Raw genomic sequence first — 21,851 nt, forward strand, 5'->3', positions numbered from 1 at the left:
GCAATAAAATCTGCTTCGCATCGCGCAGCGAGATTTATAAACATTCATCTGTGTGGACACTACGAACAAATAAGTTCTAAATCGTATAAGGAGGTGATCCAGCCCCAGGTTCCCCTAGGGCTACCTTGTTACGACTTCACCCCAGTCATGAATCACTCCGTGGTAAACGTCCTCCCTAAGGTTAGACTATCTACTTCTGGAGCAACCCACTCCCATGGTGTGACGGGCGGTGTGTACAAGGCCCGGGAACGTATTCACCGCGTCATTCTGATACGCGATTACTAGCGATTCCGACTTCATGGAGTCGAGTTGCAGACTCCAATCCGGACTACGACGCACTTTAAGTGATTCGCTTACCTTCGCAGGTTCGCAGCACTCTGTATGCGCCATTGTAGCACGTGTGTAGCCCTACACGTAAGGGCCATGATGACTTGACGTCGTCCCCACCTTCCTCCGGTTTATCACCGGCAGTCTCCTTAGAGTTCTCAGCATTACCTGCTAGCAACTAAGGATAGGGGTTGCGCTCGTTGCGGGACTTAACCCAACATCTCACAACACGAGCTGACGACAGCCATGCAGCACCTGTATCTCAATTCCCGAAGGCACAGCAAAATCTCTTTCGCCTTTTGAGTATGTCAAGTGTAGGTAAGGTTCTTCGCGTTGCATCGAATTAAACCACATGCTCCACCGCTTGTGCGGGCCCCCGTCAATTCATTTGAGTTTTAACCTTGCGGCCGTACTCCCCAGGCGGTCTACTTAATGCGTTAGCTTTGAAAAACAGAACCGAGGCTCCGAGCTTCTAGTAGACATCGTTTACGGCGTGGACTACCAGGGTATCTAATCCTGTTTGCTCCCCACGCTTTCGTACATGAGCGTCAGTGTTGACCCAGGTGGCTGCCTTCGCCATCGGTATTCCTTCAGATCTCTACGCATTTCACCGCTACACCTGAAATTCTACCACCCTCTATCACACTCTAGTTTGCCAGTTCGAAATGCAGTTCCCAGGTTGAGCCCGGGGCTTTCACATCTCGCTTAACAAACCGCCTGCGTACGCTTTACGCCCAGTAATTCCGATTAACGCTCGCACCCTCCGTATTACCGCGGCTGCTGGCACGGAGTTAGCCGGTGCTTCTTCTGTCAGTAACGTCACAGATGTAAGGTATTAACTCACACCCTTTCCTCCTGACTGAAAGTGCTTTACAACCCGAAGGCCTTCTTCACACACGCGGCATGGCTGCATCAGGCTTGCGCCCATTGTGCAATATTCCCCACTGCTGCCTCCCGTAGGAGTCTGGGCCGTGTCTCAGTCCCAGTGTGGCTGATCATCCTCTCAAACCAGCTAGGGATCGTCGCCTTGGTGAGCCATTACCTCACCAACTAGCTAATCCCACTTGGGCCAATCTAAAGGCGAGAGCCGAAGCCCCCTTTGGTCCGTAGACATTATGCGGTATTAGCAGTCGTTTCCAACTGTTGTCCCCCACCTCAAGGCATGTTCCCAAGCATTACTCACCCGTCCGCCGCTCGTCATCTTCTAGCAAGCTAGAAATGTTACCGCTCGACTTGCATGTGTTAGGCCTGCCGCCAGCGTTCAATCTGAGCCATGATCAAACTCTTCAATTAAAAGTTTTTTCTTCCCACTCAATTAAGAGATGAGACTGCTCAATGAATTCTGAATTTATTTAATATCTTTCGATATTGAATTGACTGTGCCGAAGCAACTTATAAATAAGTTACTTCTGTTGGTCACTCAGTTTCTCTTTCGAGAAAACACATTGAGACTCTAAATTTTTTGCCTTACTTAGTAAACTAAGTTTGGCTGTTAGAACTCAATCTGTACGAGTGCCCACACAGATGATTGCTTTATATTGTTAAAGAGCGCTGCGATTAAAGCGTTAAACTTTATCTCGCTAGGGCTGCGCATATTACGCTTTCCACTTTTTTTGTCAACACTTAAATTAAAATTTCCGAAAAATTCTAAACTCAAGTTTTACTCGACTAACTGATTAGCTTGTGCAGCTTAAGCGTTGCCTGCTCTGCCGTCTCAGTGGGGACGCATTATAGGGCGAATCAATTTTAACGCAAGCGTTTTTAAACGCTTTTTTGCATTTAATTTTTACCCCAAAGATACCCCACCCAGACACACATGTTACCCACAAAACCCTGTGGATAACTCTTTTTTTTACGTTGTTTACTAAACTATTTACCGTGCTTGTGGTAACTTGCGCCGCATATTTACAACACGTTCACTAGGCAACACACATGACAGATATAATAAATAGTATAAGTGGTCTCTTATGGGGTCATATTTTAGTGTACTTATTAATAGCAGCAGGGCTATTTTTTACAATACGTCTTGGATTTATTCAATTTGTACAGTTCCCGCACATGATCAAAGTAATGTTTAAAAGTCGTCAAGGCTCTGAAGGCGGCATTTCTTCTTTCCAAGCATTTTGTACATCTTTAGCAGCCCGTGTTGGCACGGGTAATATGGCGGGTGTAGCAGTTGCGTTATACTTAGGTGGTGCAGGTGCTATTTTTTGGATGTGGCTAATTGCTTTAATAGGTATGGCAACCAGTTTTGCCGAAAGTACATTGGCTCAGGCATATAAAATACGCGATGAAGAAGGTAACTTTCGTGGTGGTCCTGCTTATTATATGGAATACGGGCTTGGCAAGCGTTGGATGGGTGTCGTATTCTCACTGTGTTTAATTTTAGCCTTTGGTTTAGTTTTTAACGCTGTGCAGTCAAACTCTATCGCTGCAGCTTTTGAAGTTGCCTTCGGTATTCCTAACTATATAGTAGGTATAGCGCTTGTTATTGGTTCCGGCATTATTATATTCGGTGGTCTAAAAACCATTTCTCGATTTGCTGAATTAGCGGTGCCGTTTATGGCTGCGGCTTATCTTGTCGTCGCACTGTATATATGTGCTGCAAATTATACTGAATTACCTGATGTGTTTATGCATGTAATTAGAAGTGCTTTTGGTATTGAACAAGCCGGTGCCGGTGCAATTGGTTATGGGGTAATGCAAGCGATGATCCAAGGGATCAAGCGCGGACTGTTCTCAAACGAAGCTGGTATGGGTAGTGCCGCTAATGCTGCAGCAACGGCAACACCAAACCCTCCTCACCCTGCCTCTCAGGGTTATGTACAAATGCTAGGTGTATTTGTTGATACTATTATTATTTGTAGTGCAACCGCCGCCCTTATATTATTATCGGACCAGTTAGTATCAGGCTCCGATGTTACTGGTATAGCATTAACTCAAGCAGCTCTTGAAGAACATGTAGGCAGTTGGGGCGCAATATTCGTTGCAGTCGCTATTTTGTTTTTTGCTTTTACATCAATTGTAGCTAACTACTCTTATGCTGAAACGAACTTATTATTCTTAGAGCATAATCATGCATCGGGTATGTTGATCTTTAGACTATTAGTATTAGGTATGGTGATGTTTGGTGCACTTGGTGAATTACCACTCGTGTGGACCTTAGCGGATGTATCTATGGGCCTAATGGCGATAGTAAACGTGATTGCTTTATTTATGCTCTCTGGTGTTGTGGTATGGCTTGCCAAGGACTATAACGCTCAGCGCCGCGCTGGAAAATTACCGACGTTTGATCCAAGCAAGAACGACAAGCTTAATAAAACCATTCCAAAAGGTATTTGGCACAAATAACTTTAAAGTTATTTAAGTTAAAAACCCGAAACGGCCATAGCCATTTCGGGTTTTTTATTGTGTTAGCCTCGTCTGCATATAACTAATAACAGCACTCACCTAATTGAGCCTCTATTAAGCACATTAGCCACATAGTACCCCTGTAAGTAATTATCTAAGCAGTAACATAAACGTTATTAATAAACCTTTTGGCTTTTTAATGGCGTTAGTACAAATATCTGTATGCTGATTTTGGTTTATTCAAATAAGAAAGTACAGGCACCATCATCAGCTAAAATCTTGTTACAGGGTTTACTTATGTATAATTTATTATCTAAGGACCATACCGATGCATTTAGCTTGCGGTGTTCAAACAAGTATATTTATGAGCTAAGCATATATGAGCTTTTGGAACAGAGTTGCGAGAATTTGTGGTTTAAAAAACGAAGTGATTTATTGCAAGTAATAAAGTGATGGTGAATTTTTATTATTAAGAATTTTAATATAACAGTAGTCTGATTGGAAATTGCAGGAAAGGTATGAAGTGGTGCCCGAGGCCGGACTTGAACCGGCACGACTTGTTAGTCGAGGGATTTTAAATCCCTTGTGTCTACCAATTCCACCACTCGGGCATCGAGTTTGCTAATTAAAGCGTGTGGAGTAATTATTTGGAGGCGGAACCCGGAGTCGAACCGGGGTAAACGGATTTGCAATCCGGTGCATGGCCACTCTGCCATTCCGCCTAAAGGTATCAAATAATTTGGAGCGGCACACGAGGCTCGAACTCGTGACCTCGACCTTGGCAAGGTCGCGCTCTACCAACTGAGCTAGTGCCGCATAAAAACCATGTCAGTAATTTGTACGTTGGTGCGCGACCATGTCGCGGTAAAACGTTCTGGCAACTGAGCTAGTGCCGCATAAAAACTATGTCAGTAATTTGTACGTTGGTGCGCGACCATGTCGCGGTAAAACGTTCTGGCAACTGAGCTAGTGCCGCATGATTAGATATAATTCTTTTCAACAAAGAATTTCTTACCGTCTTTTAATTAATTTGGTTTATTAATTAAAAGTGGTGCCCGAGGCCGGACTTGAACCGGCACGACTTGTTAGTCGAGGGATTTTAAATCCCTTGTGTCTACCAATTCCACCACTCGGGCATCGAGTTTGCTAATTAAAGCAAGTGGATAAAACTAATATGGAGCGGCACACGAGGCTCGAACTCGTGACCTCGACCTTGGCAAGGTCGCGCTCTACCAACTGAGCTAGTGCCGCATAAAAACCATGTCAGTAATTTGTACGTTGGTGCGCGACCATGTCGCGGTAAAACGTTCTGGCAACTGAGCTAGTGCCGCATAAAAACTATGTCAGTAATTTGTACGTTGGTGCGCGACCATGTCGCGGTAAAACGTTCTGGCAACTGAGCTAGTGCCGCATAAAAACTATGTCAGTAATTTGTACGTTGGTGCGCGACCATGTCGCGGTAAAACGTTCTGGCAACTGAGCTAGTGCCGCATCATATTAATTCTAAAATTTTTAAAAAATACATATTGGTGTATGCAGTTAAACCACAAAGTGGTGCCCGAGGCCGGACTTGAACCGGCACGACTTGTTAGTCGAGGGATTTTAAATCCCTTGTGTCTACCAATTCCACCACTCGGGCATCGAGTTTGCTAATTAAAGCGTGTGGAGTAATTATTTGGAGGCGGAACCCGGAGTCGAACCGGGGTAAACGGATTTGCAATCCGGTGCATGGCCACTCTGCCATTCCGCCTCAATACTAGGTTAACTTAAAAATAAATTGGAGCGGCACACGAGGCTCGAACTCGTGACCTCGACCTTGGCAAGGTCGCGCTCTACCAACTGAGCTAGTGCCGCTTTATGTTTATCTTCAGAGCTATGCCCTTTCAACACGGACGCATTCTACAGAGATTATTAAACGCGTCAACACAAAAAATGCTAGTTTTGAACTGTTTGATTATTTTTTATCTAAAATGGTGCGTTATTAGACGTTTACAATCAATTTTTGGTCAATTCTTCCCATGCTGCACGTAAATATTGCACCATAGAACTAAGCGTTAAAAAGGTTGCTATATAAAGTAAGCCATAGCTTAAATACATCATCCAGCTATCGTACTGCCAAATCAAACCAATGATGGCTAGCATTTGCGCCGCTGTCTTTAACTTACCCATATCAGACACAGCTACATTGCCGCGCTTACCTTGCTCAGCCATCCATTCACGTAGCGCTGAAATAACAATTTCACGGCTTATAATAATGAGCGCGGGAATAGTCATATACAAAGATTGATAATGCTCTGATAAAGCAACTAATGCAGCACACACCATCACTTTATCAGCAACAGGGTCTAAAAATGCACCAAAAGGCGTTGACTGTTCAAGTTTGCGGGCTAGGTAGCCGTCGAGTATGTCAGTAATTGAAGCCAACCAAAAAATAAAGGCGGCAACAAAAAATGCCCATGAATAAGGCATATAAAATATCACCAAAAAAATGGGGATAAGAAAGAGTCTAAACGTTGTGAGTGTGTTTGGAATATTCCACATAACTACTTGGATATGTCTTTTTTTTGTATTCGCATATAGGGCTAGCCCTTGTCATGCAAATGGTTAAATATCTTCTCAGCCATGTCAGGACTGATCCCAGGAACTTTCTTTAACTGTTCTATATTAGCAGCTTTTACGCCTTGCATGCCCCCTAAATATTTTAATAATATTTGTCGGCGTTTTGATCCAACGCCATCTATTTCTTCTAATAACGACTGAGTTCGTTGTTTTTGGCGCTTATTACGGTGCCCAGCAATAGCAAAGCGATGTGATTCATCACGAATATGCTGAATTAAATGCAGCGCTGGCGCATCAGAATCCATAGGAATTGTTTTACGCCCGCCGTCAATAAGTAAAGTTTCAAGGCCAGGCTTACGACTAGTCCCTTTTGCAACCCCAACTAATAACGGCATTTTAGCATGCGACCAATTTTCAAAATACTGCTCTGCTCTACCTAATTGCCCTTTGCCACCATCAATAAAAATAACATCGGGAATTTTATCTTCATCCACTAACTTGTTGTAACGTTTGTTTAGTGCAAATTCCATGGCCGCATAATCATCCCCCCCAGTGATACCGGTCACATTATAGCGGCGATACTCTTTGTTGTTGGGACCTTGAGAATCAAATACAACACAACTGGCTACGGTGTTTTCGCCCATGGTGTGGCTGATGTCAAAACATTCCATACGGTTAATATCATCAAGCCGTAAAGTGGCTTTTAACTGTGCATAACGCTTGTTTATCGAATCTTGCGTACTCTGTTTTACTGTAATGCTATTTAGTGCATTTTTATTGGCTAACTGTAAGTACTGCGCTCGCTCACCGCGGGTAACAACTTTCAATGATACTTTACGTTCACTAATCTGCGTAAGTGCTTCACTAAGCGCCTCACTTTCTTCGATGGCAAACGGTAATATAATTTCTTTGGCAATACGTCCTGTTGCCCCAGGTGCTAAATAATACTGACCTAAAAAAGAGGTAAGAATTTCTTGCTCCTGTGAGTCTTTAGGCACCTTTGGAAAATAAGTTTTACTACCCAGCACTTTATGATCGCGGATCATTAATAAATGAATGCCATTTAACCCGTTTAGATGGGCAAAACCAACAACATCCATTTCAGCAAAGTTACCTGAGATAGATTGCTGTTCCTGCATTTTACGCAATAGCATAATTTGGTCGCGCACTTTAGCGGCGAGCTCAAAATGAAGTTGTTCGCTGGCTTTTTCCATTTTAGCAATAAGATCGGCTATTACTTCATGGGATTTACCCGTTAAAAATTTACGTACATAGTCAACTTGCTGAGCATATTCATCTTCAGAAACTTTGCTTACACATGGCGCAGAGCAACGTTTTAATTGATACTGCAAGCATGGGCGGCTGCGCGCACGATAATAAGCATCTTCACATTGGCGTACCGGAAATATTTTTTGCATTAAACGCAAGCTTTCTGACACGGCACCTGCACTAGGAAAAGGGCCAAAATATTCGCCTTTTACTTTTCTGCTACCTCGGTGAAAGGCTAAGCGAGGATGCTTATGATTAGTGAGTAATATGTATGGGTACGACTTATCATCACGTAACAAAATATTGTAACGTGGCTGATATTTTTTTATGAGATTGTTTTCAAGCAATAACGCTTCTGTTTCTGTATTAGTAAGTGTGACTTCAATATTACAAATATTACTGACTAAAACGCGGGTTTTACTGTCGGTAATATTACTACGAAAGTAACTACTGACCCGTTTTTTTAAACTCTTTGCTTTACCGACATAGATTACTTGGTTGTCATTATCGAGCATGCGGTAAACTCCAGGCTCACTCGATAATGTTTTTAAAAACCGGGGATAATCAAATTCAGACATAAACACCGACTAGTAAGAAATATCTATATCAATCATTTTATAACGTATTGCTAAATGCGTAAGTTCTACGTCCCCCCCTACATTAAGCTTTTCAAACATACGGTAGCGGTAGCTGTTGACAGTTTTAGAACTTAAGTTTAAGCGCTCAGCAATGTTTTGTACTTTTTCACCTTTGGTGATCATCAGCATAATTTGTAATTCGCGTTCAGATAAACTTTGGAATGGATTTTCATCAGTTCTACCGGTTACCTGGGCAAGTGCTATTTGTTGGGCTATTTCTGGAGCAATATAACGTTGCCCTGCATGAACGCAACGAATAGCGCGAACCATCTCATCGGAGCCTGCGCCTTTGGTTAAAAAACCTTGGGCACCAATTTGCATTACTTTACTCGGAAACGGGTCTTCGCAATTTACGGTAAGCACAATAATTTTAACATCAGGACAATAACGGCAAATCTTCTTAGTTGCCTCAAGCCCGCCCATACCTGGCATGTTCATGTCCATTAAGACTATATTTGGCGCATGCTGACGACAAAACTGAACAGCCTCTTCGCCTGTTTTAGCCTCACCTACCACTTTAAAACCACGTATATCATCTAAAATACGTCTGATCCCTGTACGCACAAGTTCATGGTCATCAACTAAAAGTACATTAATCAATGGAACACCCTCATTAGCCTAATAAGATGCAAGTTAACAAAATTAATTTTTAACATTAGCATAGATAATACGAAACCATAACACTATTAGGGTTTCATCGTTGGTCAGCATGACCGATATGATTAAAAGCGCATTTACCTCTAGCAGGTAAATACGCCCCAGTGATTTATGCTGACGCTTTTTCACTAAAACGGTCTACCCATAAAGCAATGATACCATCTCCGGTTACATTACACGCTGTTCCAAAGCTATCTTGAGCTAGATAAAGTGCAATCATCAATGCCACTGCGCCTTCATTGAAACCAAGCATGCTGGTAAGTAAACCTAATGCCGACATTACCGCGCCACCGGGCGCACCTGGGGCCGCAATCATCACCACACCTAGCATCATAATGAATGGCAGCATCGCAATAAGCGAAGGCACTTCCATACTAGGCGATAAAAACATCACGGCCATAGCACAAGTAACAATGGTAATTGTTGAACCCGATAAATGTATCGTGGCACACAAAGGCACAGTAAAGTTGGCTACATCTTCTTTAACGTTATTTGCTTTACTCGATTGTAACGACACTGGAATGGTTGCCGCACTTGACATAGTCCCAAGCGCAGTAAAATACGCAGGTAACATGTTTTTTATTAGTTCAATTGGGTTACGCTTAAGTAATAAACCTGAGACAATATATAATACACTTAACCATAGCCAATGCATAACTAATGCAGCAATAAGTACGACGCCAAATGCATGTAATGTATCAACCACTGTGCCAGCCACCGTCATTTCAGCGAATACGCCTGCAATATAAAACGGCAATAGTGGAATAATCACTTTCGCTAATAAACCATCAATAATATCACGACCTTGATCTGATACGTTTTTTAGTGTTTCTAAGCCAAGCTGGCTTATACCAATCCCAAATACAAATGCAGTTACTAACGCAGTCATTACACCCATTAATGGTGGGATTTCTATATCAATAAAGCTGCCTACTTCACTAGCCACTTCGGCTTCAAATGAAATACCACCACTTAAAAGCGGAATAACCGCAGTCACTAACAGGAAGGCTAGGGTTCCAGCAATAATTGTTGAGCCATATGCAAAGCCAACCGTTTTACCCAATAAATGGCCTGATCCTTTAGGTAAACCTGCAATGCCCGAGGTAATAAAAAACAAAATAATCAACGGAATTGTAAAACTGATAAGTTGGCCTATAAGTTCTTTTACTGTGTATAAAAGCTCAACGCCAGTTAAGGGAATGTAGAGTCCTACTAAAATACCGGCCACAATACCGGCAATTAATTTTAAGATTAACTTCATGGTAATTACTTTGTTGAATTTGAATAATGTGTTTTTATCATGTTTTGAATAGTTTGTGTCATAAAACTGTTCAACCTCAGTTCATTTGCACAATTATCCAACAAATAACTAGTTTGTAACTATGATTAGTTCAAATAAGGACTAGATAAAAATAACGAGTAATATGTGCAACTCAATAAACTGAACTAGTTCGAACCTACGGTTTTAATAACTAAAAAATTAGCAGTTTGTATTTTTAGGTTAATCCGTTATAAGCGTAATTAATATATGTTATAGCCAAAGCTTACTTTAACTTTTTTTATCTCGCAGTAAAGTAGGCTGTATAAAGTTAACATAATAGCTGTTAACGTGTTGATCAGATTGTACCTTAAGGAACATTATGTCTACTATTTTTGAAGATAACTCACTAAGCATCGGTAACACACCGCTGGTAAAACTTAACCGTGTTACAGGTGGGAATGTATACGCTAAAGTTGAATCACGTAATCCAAGCTTTAGTATTAAATGCCGCATTGGTGCATCGATGATTTGGGAAGCTGAAAAATCAGGTCAACTTACCAAAGACAAAGAGCTTATAGAGCCTACATCAGGCAATACCGGTATTGCATTGGCGTTTGTTGCTGCCTCTCGTGGCTACAAGTTAACACTTACCATGCCCAATACTATGAGCTTAGAACGTCGTAAACTATTAAAAGCACTTGGCGCAAATTTAGTGCTAACAGACGGCGCTAAAGGCATGAATGGTGCCATTGCTAAAGCAAAAGAGATTCAAGCAGGCGATCCTGAAAAGTTTATTTTGTTACAACAATTTGAAAATCCTGCAAATCCTAAAATTCATTTTGAAACAACAGGCCCTGAAATTTTTAATGCACTGGATGGCAAGATCGATTTCTTTGTAGCAGGTGTTGGCACCGGCGGTACTATTACAGGCGTTAGTCGTTACCTTAAAAACGAAAAAGGCCTTAATGTACAGTCAATAGCCGTAGAGCCAAGTAATTCACCGGTTATCAGCCAAACACTTGCTGGTGAAGAAGTAAAACCTGGGCCACATAAAATACAAGGCATTGGTGCAGGTTTTATTCCTGGTAATTTAGACCTTTCATTAATTGATGGTGTAGAACAAGTATCTAATGAAGAATGTATCGCAATGTGTCATGAGCTGATGAAAAAAGAAGGGATTTTAGTCGGTATTTCATCGGGAGCAGCGGTGGTTGCAGCAAAACGAATAGCAGAACGACCTGAAAATGCAGATAAAAACATTGTGGTCATTTTACCTAGTGCCACAGAACGCTATTTATCAAGCCCTATGTTTGATGAAGAATTTACTGAGCAAGAACTTGTTCAGTAATAAAACTCCCCTGTAAAAAGGATGTTTTTTAACATCCTTTTTTATAGTTTTTTTAATACGTTAACGCTTATTTAGTGCTACACCCTTTACTTCTGCTCTATTACATCACACACTTTATAGATGTGTAATCAACCTGATAAAATATGAAATCAATTCTAATCACTTTTGTGCTCATTTTTAGCGTTTTTATCCTTGGCTGTAATGAAAATACTAAACCAAAAGAGCAGTACATCAACAATGATCGCCCCGGCGATACCGCGACAGTGTATTTTGACGCACTCTACAATCAGCACAACCTAGAGAAAGCAAGCAACTTCGCAACCCCAAAATTAGCTCGCATAATGAAATCATATGGTACGGCAAAACAATTTGCCCGCAGTCTTATAAATCTACAATATGATGAAGTCATTATGGAAGTTGATATGACCAATGCAAGTTTACGCGAGCAGTATGGTGATCATGCTAAAATAAATATTGTATTTACAGGATACTTTAATGGTAAAAAAATTGATGATTATCGCACCGTAGAAATGCAAAAAGTGAAGGGCAAGTGGTATATAGATAAAATTGTAGCAGACCCTTACGGACGCTAATCAAGATTAATTTTTTATCTGCAAGTACCTCAAAAGAATAAATTGATGCAATAAAAAGCCTTAAATTATAAGTTTAAGGCTTTTTTATTGCTATCTTCTTTTTACTGTAAAACCGTGTTAAATGTCTTCAGGTTTAAAGTTATCAACCGCAATAGCCTGCATTCGTAATTTGTTAGCATGCTGCATCGCTTCAGCATCGAGCTTAGTTAATAGCTCGTACTCAAGGGCGTAGGTAACCGCATGTTCAATATCATAAGTGGCAGGTACTTTGCCTTTTCGTTGCCATTGTTTTAGTTGTTTAAATTGATCATGCATGTCGTGCATAGCTAAAAAGGCATTTTCCATTATTCCTGTTCCAGCATTCTCATCGACGTAACACAAATGAGTAAGCCTATTTCTAAATACACCCGGTTGAGTCATGTGCTCACAAATACGTTGTGAAATTGCATCACTGGGTTTGTGGTAATGATTTCCCAACGGAAACACAATGCGTTTAAGCGCAAAGTTAACTACTGGGTTAGAAAAGTTTTTAAAGAAACCATCAAATGCTTGGCCTATTTCATACAGTGATGTCTCTATTGCATATTTAACGAAAGGCAAATCAGCCTGCTGGCGCCCCTCATCTTCAAAACGCTTCAACACCGTGGATGCAATATAAAGATGACTTAATACATCGCCTAAACGCGCTGATATCATCTCTTTACGCTTAAGCTCGCCACCGAGCATAAGCATTGCAACATCGGTAGTAAACGCAAGCCCTCGGCTCATTCTACCTAACTGTTTATAATACGCTGCGGTTTCTCCGCATACGGGCGCTTTGGCAAAATGGCTACGAGTTAAACCGTGTACTAAAGCCATACTTGCATTGCTCAAAGCAAATACAATGTGCTTCATTAATAAGCCGTCAAATTGCTCAAGTGCCGCATCATCGTCTTCCATGGCCGCCGCTTCCATTTCTTTTAACACAAAAGGGTGGCAACGGGTCGCGCCTTGGCCAAATATCATCAAATTACGAGTAAGAATATTAGCCCCTTCAACGGTAATTGAAACAGGAATGCCCATATAGCCATGAGCCAAATAGTTATTAGGGCCAATCTGAATGCCTTTACCAGCATGAATGTCCATCGCATCATTCATTACCGTTCGTCCCATTTCAGTCATGTGGTATTTTGCAATGGCGGTCACTACCGATGGACTGAGTTTTAAATCAATAGCACCGGCGGTCATTAAACGACACGCTTCAAGCGCGTAAGTAAGGCCGCCAATACGTGCTAATCCCTCCTGTACCCCTTCAAACTGGCCAATCGATACACCAAACTGTTGGCGTACAAGGGTATAAGCCGAGGTCATTCTAGCGGCTAAATGCCCTGTTGCAGCACTTAATGCCGGTAAGGAAATACCACGACCGGCACTTAAACATTCAACCAACATTCGCCAACCACGCCCTGCGCCTTGCACGCCACCAATGATCCAATCAAGTGGAATAAATACATCTTTACCATAAGTTGTGCCATTCATAAACGCCATGTTGAGTGGATAATGACGCTCACCAGTTTGAACACCCGGATGATCGGTAGGAATAAGTGCGCAGGTTATACCAAGCTCTTTTTCATCACCAAGCAATCCATCCGGATCGTACATTTTAAATGCAAGGCCAAGCACAGTCGCAACAGGTGCTAGAGTAATGTAGCGTTTTGACCAATTCAAACGAAGTCCCAACACCTCTTCACCATTGTGTTCACCTTTGCAAACTACACCAGAGTCGGGGATGCTACCTGCATCTGAGCCAGCCTCAGGGCCAGTTAATGCAAAACAAGGCACATCATCCCCTTTTGCAAGGCTAGGTAACCAGCGGTTTTGTTGCTCTGTGGTGCCATAATGCAAAAGTAACTCACCTGGGCCTAAGCTATTAGGTACCATGACTGTTACCGCGGCCGTTAAACTTTTGGTAGCGATTTTTGACACTATCGTCGAGTTTGCAATGGCTGAAAACTCTAATCCCCCAAATTTTTCGGGGATGATCATCGCAAAAAAGCCTTCGGTTTTTAAAAAGTCCCACACTTCTTTGGGTAAGTCTTTATCTTTTTGTACTATTTTATAGTCATCAAGCATCGCTAATAATGTTTCAACTTGATTTTCAATAAAGGCTGTTTCTTTTTCGCTTAATTGTGGGCGCGGGTAATTATGTAACTTTTGCCAATCAGGCTCACCACTAAATAGCTCGCCATCCCACCAAACATCCCCCGCTTCCATTGCTTCTCGCTCAGTTTGCGATAATGGGGGTAATACTTTTTTAAACATCTTAAAGGTAGGTCGAGTAATTAAATTAAGGCGAATATCTTTAATCGCAAACACCACAACCACCACAACCAGTAATATAATAAATACTGACATGAGCACATTCCTTTTTACAGTTATAAAAACATTGATTTAATTATGACCGATCTTAATTTAAATACAATGGGTAGTCAGGTGAGTGCTATTAAATGACGAGCATATTGCATTTCAACTAAAACAGAAGTGCAACTACTGATTTTTTACACACAGCAAAAAGCCCACAAAATGTGGGCTTTTTATTACTTAACTGATTTTAATTTATGCGATTAAACGCTTAATTAAAACTGAAAACGCATATTTGCAAAGTAAGCATCGTAGTCAGAGTCATCAGCGTTGTTTTCGTAACCCACTTTTACACCAATGTTTTTATTGATGAAGTGCTGAGCACCAAAACTGTAAGTATCTTGCTTGTCGTATGTAGCAAATACTGACGTCGCTTTAGAGAAATAGTAGTTTGTTTCAACGTTCCATTGATCATCTGTTTCTTCAAGGCTTAAAAATGTACCTTCTACAGTTAAGTAGTTACCTTGCTGTAAATCAACAAAGTATTTAGCCGCTACTGAACGGTAATCAAAGTCATCATCTGATTCAACGGTAACGCCAACGTAATCTGTAGCATTTAGCATATGGTTGTATGCTAATGAAAATAATGTGTAATTATCGTCACCGTCCGTATTAACAAATCTTACTTTTGCAAGTAAGTCTGGGTTGAAGAAGTAACCAGCAGAAAATGCGTAAGACTCGTTGTTAGAACCAAAGTCATCATTTTCATAATCTGCACCAACCACAAAGTTTTCAACGAAATACTCGCCACCAATAGCTGTTACATCACCAAAATCATCGTCAGCATAGTTGCCAAACACATTGCTTTGCTTGTTGATGTATTCGAATTGGTCGTATGGACCTAGTGTGCTCTTTGGAGAAAAGTAATAAGTTGAGTCTACGCTAACTGTGTCGTTGTTATCACTGTCTTTGTAACCAAGGTTACTAATTGATTGATAACTATCAGCAGCGTGTGCAGCACTTGATAATAAAATACCTGAAATAATAATTGCTAATTTTTTCATTATGAAACATCCCTATGTACATTGTTTTTGTACTTTAACTACATTGCTAAAGTGGGGGTATGCTAACGCCGTGAAACTGAACGAAAACTGAACCAAGCAATTGTATTTGTTAGGGAAATTGTAAGAAAGTGTTGAAGTCATTTACATTAAAGTAATTGCAACAAGCTGTAAACAATTACTTTTATTTATAGGCTATTTTGGATGGTTTTTATAATGAATACTGGCTGATTATTCGATAAACATCATTTATGTTATCTCCTGTTTAAATATTTGATTCTCTAAAGTGTGTCCATTTACTAGTTGCCTATAGTGCCAATTATGTTGGTGGCAAAATTGCAATAGTGCTACATCGAGTGGTTCACTGGTTGGTTGATACTCAATCACGTACTCTTTGTGTTGACTCATATAAACGCGGCTCACACCCTCAACGGCTTGAATTTGTTGCTCCACATTTTGATACGCTTCGCTGAGCATTAATGTATAAAAGTGCTTATCGGTATTCACTGCTTTAGTTTGATGTTCGCTCAATACACCTTTATCTAAATGCAGCACGTGTGAGCATAAGCGCTCAAGCTCAGTTAAATCATGAGAACTTAAAATAAACGTTGCCTGCTCACTTAACTGAGATACCAGCTCGCGCACTTCTCTGGCATGAATAGGATCAAGCCCGGCGGTTGCTTCATCGAGCATCACTATTTGTGGCTCGCCTATTAATGCTTGCGCAATAGTGACACGTTTACGCATACCATGAGATAAATCCCCTGCACGATTTTTTGCAATTTCGCTAAGGCCAACTAAATCAAGAACACGCAGTGCCTCTACTTGGCTTTGTTTAGTACTCATGCCTTGTAGCTTGGCATAAAAACTAAGTTGCTTATCTATATTAAAACGCGGGTCGAGCTGCGCATCTTGTGGCAACGCGCTCACTTTATTGAATAAAGCAGCGCTGCCTGATTTGTGGCCAAGTATTTCAAGCTCACCCATGCTAGGTGCGATATAGCCACACAGCAAACTAAATAAAGTGGTTTTCCCTGCACCATTAGGGCCAACAAGGGCAACTGGCGCGCCTTTTTGAATTTCAAAATTCACATTATTAAGAGCCAGTTTTGAGCCATACGATTTACTTAAATTACGCCCTGTTATTATTGATTTCATAGTGAGCTCCTTGCAAAAATACGTTGAGCAACTGCAAGTAACACCGCTGTTTGCACAAGAGGAATAGCGAATGCGTTCAATAACGGTAAGTTTTGTCCAGCTAATAACTCTATTTGCACACCTGGGAATAAATAATCAAGCACACTTAATGCGGGCACTTGCCACTTAAGCAAACCAACAATAATGCCACCCGCTGTAAAATATAAAATGGCTAATACGATTGATAAACGAGACGAGCGTGCAAAAGTATTAATTAAACTCATTAAGGCAACAAACGGTGTAAAAGTAACAATAAGGATTAAAAATATTGAAATAGCACGACCAACGCCACCGGCAAGTAAGCTCGGATCGCGAATCCCAAGCACCGCCAATGTCGCTACCAGTGTGATGCCAACTAAACAGGTCAATACCGCTAATTGCCCTAAAAACCGACCAAAGAGTATTTCAAAACGGGTTGAGCGCAATGATAAAAACCTTAACGTACCGCGCTCTCTGTCGCCCACTGTTTGGTCACTACAAATAAATAAGCTAAAAACTGGAAAACTATACAAAGCAATAAGCCAATACATAGCAAATTCGGCTTCAGGCCAATCAAGTAACTTGCTTAATCCGATAGAGCCAGAAATATCACGGGCTATTTGTGCAAAATCTGGCGAGCTGATTATGCCAACAGCCTGCCCTATGGGGTAACGTAAAATAACAAGCCACACGAGCGCAAAAGCTGCCAGTGCAATAAGCCCTCGTTTAGTTAAAAACAGTCGTACCAGCTCAAAACCCGCAATTTGAGTTAAGCGCCCTACGTTCATTGATAATGGTGTTGCCATTGACTATCCTTAATGACGTTGTTTATGCTCTACAATAAGTGTTATTTAACAACACTAAGTGTAAATGCGTTGAATTGCTAGCAAAAAAAGCCTACTCAGAGGCAGGCTTTGTAACAAAGAATGTAATTTAAGCAGTTAATTATAAATGTTGCTCATAGATTGCTAATGCTTGCTGTAAGTCGGCAATTAAATCTTCAACATCTTCTAAACCAATGTGTAAACGAATTACAGGCCCATGTTGCCAACCTGTTTGCGAGCGCAGCCCTTTCATAGATAGATTTGCCGTTACTAAACTCTCAAAACCGCCCCACGAAAAACCCATTTTAAAATGTTGTAAACTATCTAAAAAAGCATCTATGGCGTGCTGATCGCCGCTTTTCATCACAAAAGAAAACAAACCATTACTGCCATCAAAATCGCGTTTAAAAAATTCGTGGCCTGGGCACGTTGCAAACGCAGGGTGGCGAATATGATCCACCAGCGCATGTTGCTCAAGCCATTGTGCTACTTCAATAGCCGCTTTTTCATGCTGATTTAATCGCACGGCCATCGTCCGCAAGCCTCGTAGTGCTAAATAGGCATCATCTGCACTGGTGCATTGCCCGAGTAAATAAGAGTGTTCACGAAGTGTTGGCCAATATTTTTTATTCGCTACAGCTACGCCCATCATCACATCTGAGTGGCCAACAATGTATTTTGTGGCGGCTTGAATACTAATATCAACGCCATGTTCAAGCGGACGATAGTGCAAACCATTGCCATAGGTGTTATCAAGCACCGTCATTACATTATGATCATTTGCCACTTTAACCATGGCAGGTACATCTTGAATTTCCATGGTAATAGAACCTGGAGACTCTAAAAACACCATTTTAGTATTATTTTGAAAATACGCTTTTATATCGCCACCAACCATTGGCGGGTAGTAAGTAGTTGTAATGCCCAACCCTGCTAATATTTTGTCGCAAAAATCACGAGTTGGTTCATACACGCTATCAACCATTAAAATATGATCACCGGATTTTAAAAACGACAACAAGGTTTGACTTATCGCCGCAGCGCCGCACGGGTATAACGCACAGCCCTCACCGCCCTCTAATTCCGTAATAGCCTCTTGCAAGGCAAAATGAGTCGTTGTCCCTCTGCGGCCATAAAATAAGGTTTTATCGCCGTGGGTTTTTGCGGCTTCTTTAAGCTCACTCACAGAATCAAATACAATGGTTGAAGCACGTTGTACCACCGGATTGACCACACCATGGGTGTACGCTTTTTTACGCCCTGCTGAAACTAATTGGGTATTTTTATTGTTGCTCGACATAATTTATCCTTTGCTATGAGTGCGCCAGTATTCAATTAAATAGCGTGAAATAGAATCTGCTCTAGGGAGCTTTAAATACTCCCCATCATGGTGCCACTCTTTAAACTGCGCGAGTTCCTCACGAGAAAACCACTTTGCATCTTCAAGTTCATCTTGCTCTGTGCTAATTTCATCACTGCTTGCTGTCGCAATAAAACCCAGCATAATTGATGAAGGAAACGGCCAAGGTTGAGAAGCAATATACTCGGCTTTTTCAACAGTGATACCCGCTTCTTCTTTTACTTCTCGGATGACAGTTTGCTCAAGCGTTTCGCCAGGATCGACAAATCCTGCAAGCGATGAATATAATCCTTTTGGCCAAGAAGCCTGACGACCCAATAAGCAGCGTTCAATCCCATCATTAAATGTTTTAGTCACCACCATAATAACGGCAGGATCGGTACGCGGAAATGTTTGATGCAAACACGCAGGGTTGTCGCATAATCGAGAGTGACCCGCTTCCACTAAATGATTTTTAGTGCCACAGCGGCCACAAAAGCTATGCGTTGCATGCCAATAACACAGCCCACGAGCAAGCGCCGCATTTGAGCCATCTTCAAGCGCAACTTGTGTTCCAAACTGGCGAATATCCATAAACTGCGCATCAGCAATAATAGCGGTTAATAACAACTCTTCGAGTGCGGTTACATCTAGCGCAAATATGGCATTACCTTGCTCATTTAAACCTAAAAAAATAGCGTGGGTTAAATCTAAATGCGCCACCTGTTGGTAAGCTAAATACACCACCTCAGGGCTGCTATTTGCAAATAGTGTATGATTGCCTCTAACTAAAAGCCATAAACTGTGCGCTGTTTTTTTTGCGTCCACCCACGCTGGATCTTTGCGCGCATTTGAGCCTCTATCTAACGGCATATTACTGTAGTTAAGCATGTAATTCCTTGATACTAATTGATTCTTAAAATTACCATAATCATGCACTAAACCCAATTCATTACAGCCATAAAAAACCTACATTAATGGTGGTCAGACTCTTTTAAAAACATTCATGATGTTTAGCAATCTGCTGCGTCGTTAAAGTAATAACTGGTTGTCTATTAAATGAAATTGCTCAGCACTTTGTTTTAGTACCTCGGCGGTTAACCTATCGGCTCCATAAACATCACACGGAACATTGTAGTGATTTTTTAAATGCCCGAGTAATAACGCAAAGTCACCATCACCCGAAAGTAAAATAACTTTATCCAGGTCTTTCCCCTGCTCTAACATATCTATGGTGATCCCCACATCCCAGTCTCCTTTGGCACTGCCATCTTTACGCTGAATAAACGGTTTAAGTTTTACTTCAAAGCCAATAGCGCGCAAAATATTTTGAAACTGATTTTGCTTTTCATCACCTCGGTATATTGCATAAGCGAACGCACATTCAATATTGTATTGTTGCGCCATTATTTGCCAAAAGGCATTGTAATCAAAGTTTTTACCGTAGCTTTCGCGACAGGTGTAATAAATATTTTGTACATCGACAAAAATACCTACACGAGGTTTATTGCTTTGTTGTGAGATCATTATTATGTCCTAATGAGTAATACTTGCAATTGCGTGTTAAGTAACCTAAATTAGTTACTCAACACAGTGTAACCAGTTTAGGTTACATTTAATAATGTAACTATATAAGGTTACATATAATATAATCTTTTGGATTTTTATGATTGGTGTGATCAGCGGCGATATTATTAAATCGCAAAAAATACCTAAACAACAATACGATGCCATGCTTTACCAGCTAGCGCAAAGTTTACGTGCAAATTGCAATAAAACAACATCTTGGGATATTTACCGAGGGGATGCATTTCAGCTACAAATAGACAAAAGTGAGCAGTTAGTTACCACCGCTATACTCATATATTTACAGCTAAAGTCTGCCGGCTATGAATTGCGCCAAAGCATGGCATTAGGCCGCATAGATAACCCTGGTACGAGTATAAAAACCGCTACAGGCTCTGCATTTACTCTCTCTGGACACGAGCTAGATAACATGGCAAACCAACGCTTTACATTTGCTATTGCAGGGCAAGATGTTGATGAAAGCTTTAAACTTAACTTGGCGTTTGTTGATGTATTACTTAGTAAAATAACTCAAAAACAAGCAAATGCTTTGTATCTGTATTTAACCCATACCAATAACAACCATGCAGCCTTAGCTAAAGCGCTCAATACCAGCCGTGAAAACGTAACTAAGCTGCTTAATCTTGCTAACTACCAGCTAATAGAGCGTTTTGTTTTACATACACAGCAACTGCTAAAAAATACCTCGCAAGGATATGAATAATGGCATTTTCAATATTGCTCGTGGCCCTGATTATCGCTCACTTACTCGCTGATTTTTATTGGCAACCCATGAGCTGGGTAAACGACAGAAACACTCGCCATTTTAAAGCTAAAAAACTCTACTTTCATGTATTGGTTCATGGATTTACCAGTGCGGTCGTTATTGCGCTTTGGGAGTTTACATTTGGCTGGCAACAACTGAGCAGCGTATTTCTTGCCTCCGGTATTATTGTGGTTAGCCACTACTTTATTGATATTGCAAAATCGTATTCTAATAAAGGCGTGGTACCTTTTTTACTCGACCAAATTGCGCATATCATGGTTATTATTGCGATAAGTCGTTGGCTAACTGACAATCAGCAGCTTACAGACTCTGCAATGGCGTTGTTAACCAACTCAAAAGTACTGTGGGTTATAACGGGCTACCTGATTATTTTAAGTCCCAGTGCCGTATTTATAAGAATGATGCTAGAGCGTTTAACTAACAATTTTTCAAGTGATGGCAGCCTACCATTAGCAGGGCAAAGTATTGGCATGCTGGAACGAGTGCTTATGCTAACGTTTATTTTACTGGATCAATTTGCTGGGCTGGGGTTTTTAATTGCCGCCAAATCTGTGTTTAGATTTGGCGATTTAAGTGCCAGCAAAGACAAACAACTCACAGAATATGTGATGTTAGGAACATTGCTCAGCGTTAGTGTTACTTTATTTGTAGGATTAGCAGTTAATTATTTAATAAGTTAATTCAGCGTAAAACGTTTAAAATAGGCATTAAAAAACGCGCTACTAGTAAAAGTAAGCGCGTTTTTTGTATTAGTA

16 protein-coding genes, 8 tRNA genes and 1 rRNA gene are annotated in these 21,851 nt (G+C 41.0%); 5 read left to right on the plus strand and 20 right to left on the minus strand.

The annotated features are described in order from the left end of the window. Window positions 1–86: 86 nt before the first annotated feature. Window positions 87–1,620, minus strand: a 16S ribosomal RNA gene (locus AC6H44_RS09680). Between the two features lie 639 nt (window positions 1,621–2,259). On the opposite strand from AC6H44_RS09680, the gene AC6H44_RS09685 reads away from it, so the two are divergent. Next, a complete protein-coding gene (locus AC6H44_RS09685; RefSeq protein ID WP_500735248.1) occupies window positions 2,260–3,678 on the plus strand; it encodes an alanine/glycine:cation symporter family protein in 1,419 nt (472 codons plus the stop codon). 524 nt (window positions 3,679–4,202) lie between these two features. Here the strand turns inward: AC6H44_RS09685 and AC6H44_RS09690 are convergent. The 12 genes from AC6H44_RS09690 to AC6H44_RS09745 form a co-directional block, all read right to left on the minus strand. Continuing rightward, window positions 4,203–4,289 (minus strand) — tRNA-Leu (locus AC6H44_RS09690). Window positions 4,290–4,326: 37 nt separating this feature from the next. Continuing rightward, window positions 4,327–4,400: transfer RNA gene (locus tag AC6H44_RS09695), tRNA-Cys, on the minus strand. Window positions 4,401–4,418: 18 nt separating this feature from the next. Then, window positions 4,419–4,494, minus strand: a tRNA-Gly gene (locus tag AC6H44_RS09700). 233 nt (window positions 4,495–4,727) lie between these two features. Further along, window positions 4,728–4,814 (minus strand) — tRNA-Leu (locus tag AC6H44_RS09705). A 39-nt stretch (window positions 4,815–4,853) separates the two neighbouring features. Further along, a tRNA-Gly gene (locus tag AC6H44_RS09710) sits at window positions 4,854–4,929 on the minus strand. A gap of 301 nt (window positions 4,930–5,230) precedes the next feature. Beyond that, window positions 5,231–5,317, minus strand: a tRNA-Leu gene (locus tag AC6H44_RS09715). A 37-nt stretch (window positions 5,318–5,354) separates the two neighbouring features. After that, window positions 5,355–5,428, minus strand: a tRNA-Cys gene (locus tag AC6H44_RS09720). A gap of 28 nt (window positions 5,429–5,456) precedes the next feature. Next, window positions 5,457–5,532 (minus strand) — tRNA-Gly (locus AC6H44_RS09725). Between the two features lie 141 nt (window positions 5,533–5,673). Further along, the gene (gene pgsA / locus AC6H44_RS09730; RefSeq protein ID WP_500735249.1) at window positions 5,674–6,219 is read right to left on the minus strand and encodes a CDP-diacylglycerol--glycerol-3-phosphate 3-phosphatidyltransferase; all 546 of its coding nucleotides are present in this window, start codon (window positions 6,217–6,219) and stop codon (window positions 5,674–5,676) included. A 41-nt stretch (window positions 6,220–6,260) separates the two neighbouring features. Then, window positions 6,261–8,084, minus strand: coding sequence for an excinuclease ABC subunit UvrC (gene uvrC, locus AC6H44_RS09735; protein ID WP_500735250.1), 1,824 nt, complete (start codon window positions 8,082–8,084; stop codon window positions 6,261–6,263). A 9-nt stretch (window positions 8,085–8,093) separates the two neighbouring features. After that, window positions 8,094–8,744 (minus strand): UvrY/SirA/GacA family response regulator transcription factor, encoded by a 651-nt coding sequence (gene uvrY, locus AC6H44_RS09740; RefSeq protein WP_500735251.1) that lies wholly within the window; start codon window positions 8,742–8,744, stop codon window positions 8,094–8,096. A 166-nt stretch (window positions 8,745–8,910) separates the two neighbouring features. Next, window positions 8,911–10,062, minus strand: coding sequence for a dicarboxylate/amino acid:cation symporter (locus AC6H44_RS09745; RefSeq protein ID WP_500735252.1), 1,152 nt, complete (start codon window positions 10,060–10,062; stop codon window positions 8,911–8,913). Window positions 10,063–10,441: 379 nt separating this feature from the next. Here AC6H44_RS09745 and cysK point away from each other — a divergent pair, with 379 nt between their 5' ends. Further along, window positions 10,442–11,410, plus strand: coding sequence for a cysteine synthase A (gene cysK / locus AC6H44_RS09750; protein WP_500735253.1), 969 nt, complete (start codon window positions 10,442–10,444; stop codon window positions 11,408–11,410). Window positions 11,411–11,553: 143 nt separating this feature from the next. Then, entirely contained in the window at window positions 11,554–12,003 is a 450-nt protein-coding gene (locus AC6H44_RS09755) for a hypothetical protein (RefSeq protein ID WP_500735254.1), read from the plus strand. A 117-nt stretch (window positions 12,004–12,120) separates the two neighbouring features. Here AC6H44_RS09755 and AC6H44_RS09760 read toward each other — a convergent pair whose 3' ends face one another. The 7 genes from AC6H44_RS09760 to AC6H44_RS09790 all read right to left on the minus strand — a co-directional run bounded on the left by AC6H44_RS09760 (window position 12,121) and on the right by AC6H44_RS09790 (window position 20,270). After that, on the minus strand, window positions 12,121–14,397 hold the full coding sequence (locus tag AC6H44_RS09760; RefSeq protein ID WP_500735255.1) for an acyl-CoA dehydrogenase: 2,277 nt from the start codon (window positions 14,395–14,397) through the stop codon (window positions 12,121–12,123). A gap of 221 nt (window positions 14,398–14,618) precedes the next feature. Continuing rightward, window positions 14,619–15,407, minus strand: coding sequence for a putative porin (locus AC6H44_RS09765; protein WP_500735256.1), 789 nt, complete (start codon window positions 15,405–15,407; stop codon window positions 14,619–14,621). A gap of 246 nt (window positions 15,408–15,653) precedes the next feature. Further along, window positions 15,654–16,562, minus strand: a complete 909-nt coding sequence (locus tag AC6H44_RS09770; protein WP_500735257.1) for an ABC transporter ATP-binding protein — start codon at window positions 16,560–16,562, stop codon at window positions 15,654–15,656. Beyond that, window positions 16,559–17,386: an ABC transporter permease subunit gene (locus AC6H44_RS09775; RefSeq protein WP_500735258.1), complete on the minus strand. Its 828-nt coding sequence runs from the start codon at window positions 17,384–17,386 to the stop codon at window positions 16,559–16,561. Before AC6H44_RS09775 ends, AC6H44_RS09770 begins: the two co-directional genes overlap by 4 nt. 139 nt (window positions 17,387–17,525) lie before the next feature. Then, complete coding sequence (locus AC6H44_RS09780) at window positions 17,526–18,704, minus strand: cystathionine beta-lyase (RefSeq protein ID WP_500735259.1); 1,179 nt, start codon at window positions 18,702–18,704, stop codon at window positions 17,526–17,528. Window positions 18,705–18,707: 3 nt separating this feature from the next. Beyond that, complete coding sequence (nudC, locus tag AC6H44_RS09785; protein WP_500735260.1) at window positions 18,708–19,634, minus strand: NAD(+) diphosphatase; 927 nt, start codon at window positions 19,632–19,634, stop codon at window positions 18,708–18,710. A gap of 141 nt (window positions 19,635–19,775) precedes the next feature. Continuing rightward, window positions 19,776–20,270: a LabA-like NYN domain-containing protein gene (locus tag AC6H44_RS09790; RefSeq protein ID WP_500735261.1), complete on the minus strand. Its 495-nt coding sequence runs from the start codon at window positions 20,268–20,270 to the stop codon at window positions 19,776–19,778. 139 nt (window positions 20,271–20,409) lie between these two features. On the opposite strand from AC6H44_RS09790, the gene AC6H44_RS09795 reads away from it, so the two are divergent. Both AC6H44_RS09795 and AC6H44_RS09800 read left to right on the plus strand, forming a co-directional pair. Next, on the plus strand, window positions 20,410–21,033 hold the full coding sequence (locus AC6H44_RS09795) for a hypothetical protein (protein WP_500735262.1): 624 nt from the start codon (window positions 20,410–20,412) through the stop codon (window positions 21,031–21,033). Further along, window positions 21,033–21,776, plus strand: a complete 744-nt coding sequence (locus tag AC6H44_RS09800; protein ID WP_500735263.1) for a DUF3307 domain-containing protein — start codon at window positions 21,033–21,035, stop codon at window positions 21,774–21,776. The genes AC6H44_RS09795 and AC6H44_RS09800 overlap by 1 nt, the downstream gene beginning before the upstream one ends. Window positions 21,777–21,851 lie beyond the last annotated feature (75 nt).

It is taken from the genome of Pseudoalteromonas sp. TAP-3C (assembly GCF_059888565.1).

Coding starts and splice junctions, on each gene's coding strand:
- uvrC (WP_500735250.1), bottom strand. CDS start 8,084: ATGTCTGAATTTGATTATCCCCGGTTTTTAAAAACATTATCGAGTGAG.
- AC6H44_RS09760 (WP_500735255.1), bottom strand. CDS start 14,397: ATGTCAGTATTTATTATATTACTGGTTGTGGTGGTTGTGGTGTTTGCG.
- AC6H44_RS09745 (WP_500735252.1), bottom strand. CDS start 10,062: ATGAAGTTAATCTTAAAATTAATTGCCGGTATTGTGGCCGGTATTTTA.
- AC6H44_RS09790 (WP_500735261.1), bottom strand. CDS start 20,270: ATGATCTCACAACAAAGCAATAAACCTCGTGTAGGTATTTTTGTCGAT.
- AC6H44_RS09775 (WP_500735258.1), bottom strand. CDS start 17,386: ATGGCAACACCATTATCAATGAACGTAGGGCGCTTAACTCAAATTGCG.
- AC6H44_RS09770 (WP_500735257.1), bottom strand. CDS start 16,562: ATGAAATCAATAATAACAGGGCGTAATTTAAGTAAATCGTATGGCTCA.
- nudC (WP_500735260.1), bottom strand. CDS start 19,634: ATGCTTAACTACAGTAATATGCCGTTAGATAGAGGCTCAAATGCGCGC.
- pgsA (WP_500735249.1), bottom strand. CDS start 6,219: ATGTGGAATATTCCAAACACACTCACAACGTTTAGACTCTTTCTTATC.
- AC6H44_RS09795 (WP_500735262.1), top strand. CDS start 20,410: ATGATTGGTGTGATCAGCGGCGATATTATTAAATCGCAAAAAATACCT.
- AC6H44_RS09765 (WP_500735256.1), bottom strand. CDS start 15,407: ATGAAAAAATTAGCAATTATTATTTCAGGTATTTTATTATCAAGTGCT.
- AC6H44_RS09780 (WP_500735259.1), bottom strand. CDS start 18,704: ATGTCGAGCAACAATAAAAATACCCAATTAGTTTCAGCAGGGCGTAAA.
- AC6H44_RS09755 (WP_500735254.1), top strand. CDS start 11,554: ATGAAATCAATTCTAATCACTTTTGTGCTCATTTTTAGCGTTTTTATC.
- AC6H44_RS09685 (WP_500735248.1), top strand. CDS start 2,260: ATGACAGATATAATAAATAGTATAAGTGGTCTCTTATGGGGTCATATT.
- AC6H44_RS09800 (WP_500735263.1), top strand. CDS start 21,033: ATGGCATTTTCAATATTGCTCGTGGCCCTGATTATCGCTCACTTACTC.
- cysK (WP_500735253.1), top strand. CDS start 10,442: ATGTCTACTATTTTTGAAGATAACTCACTAAGCATCGGTAACACACCG.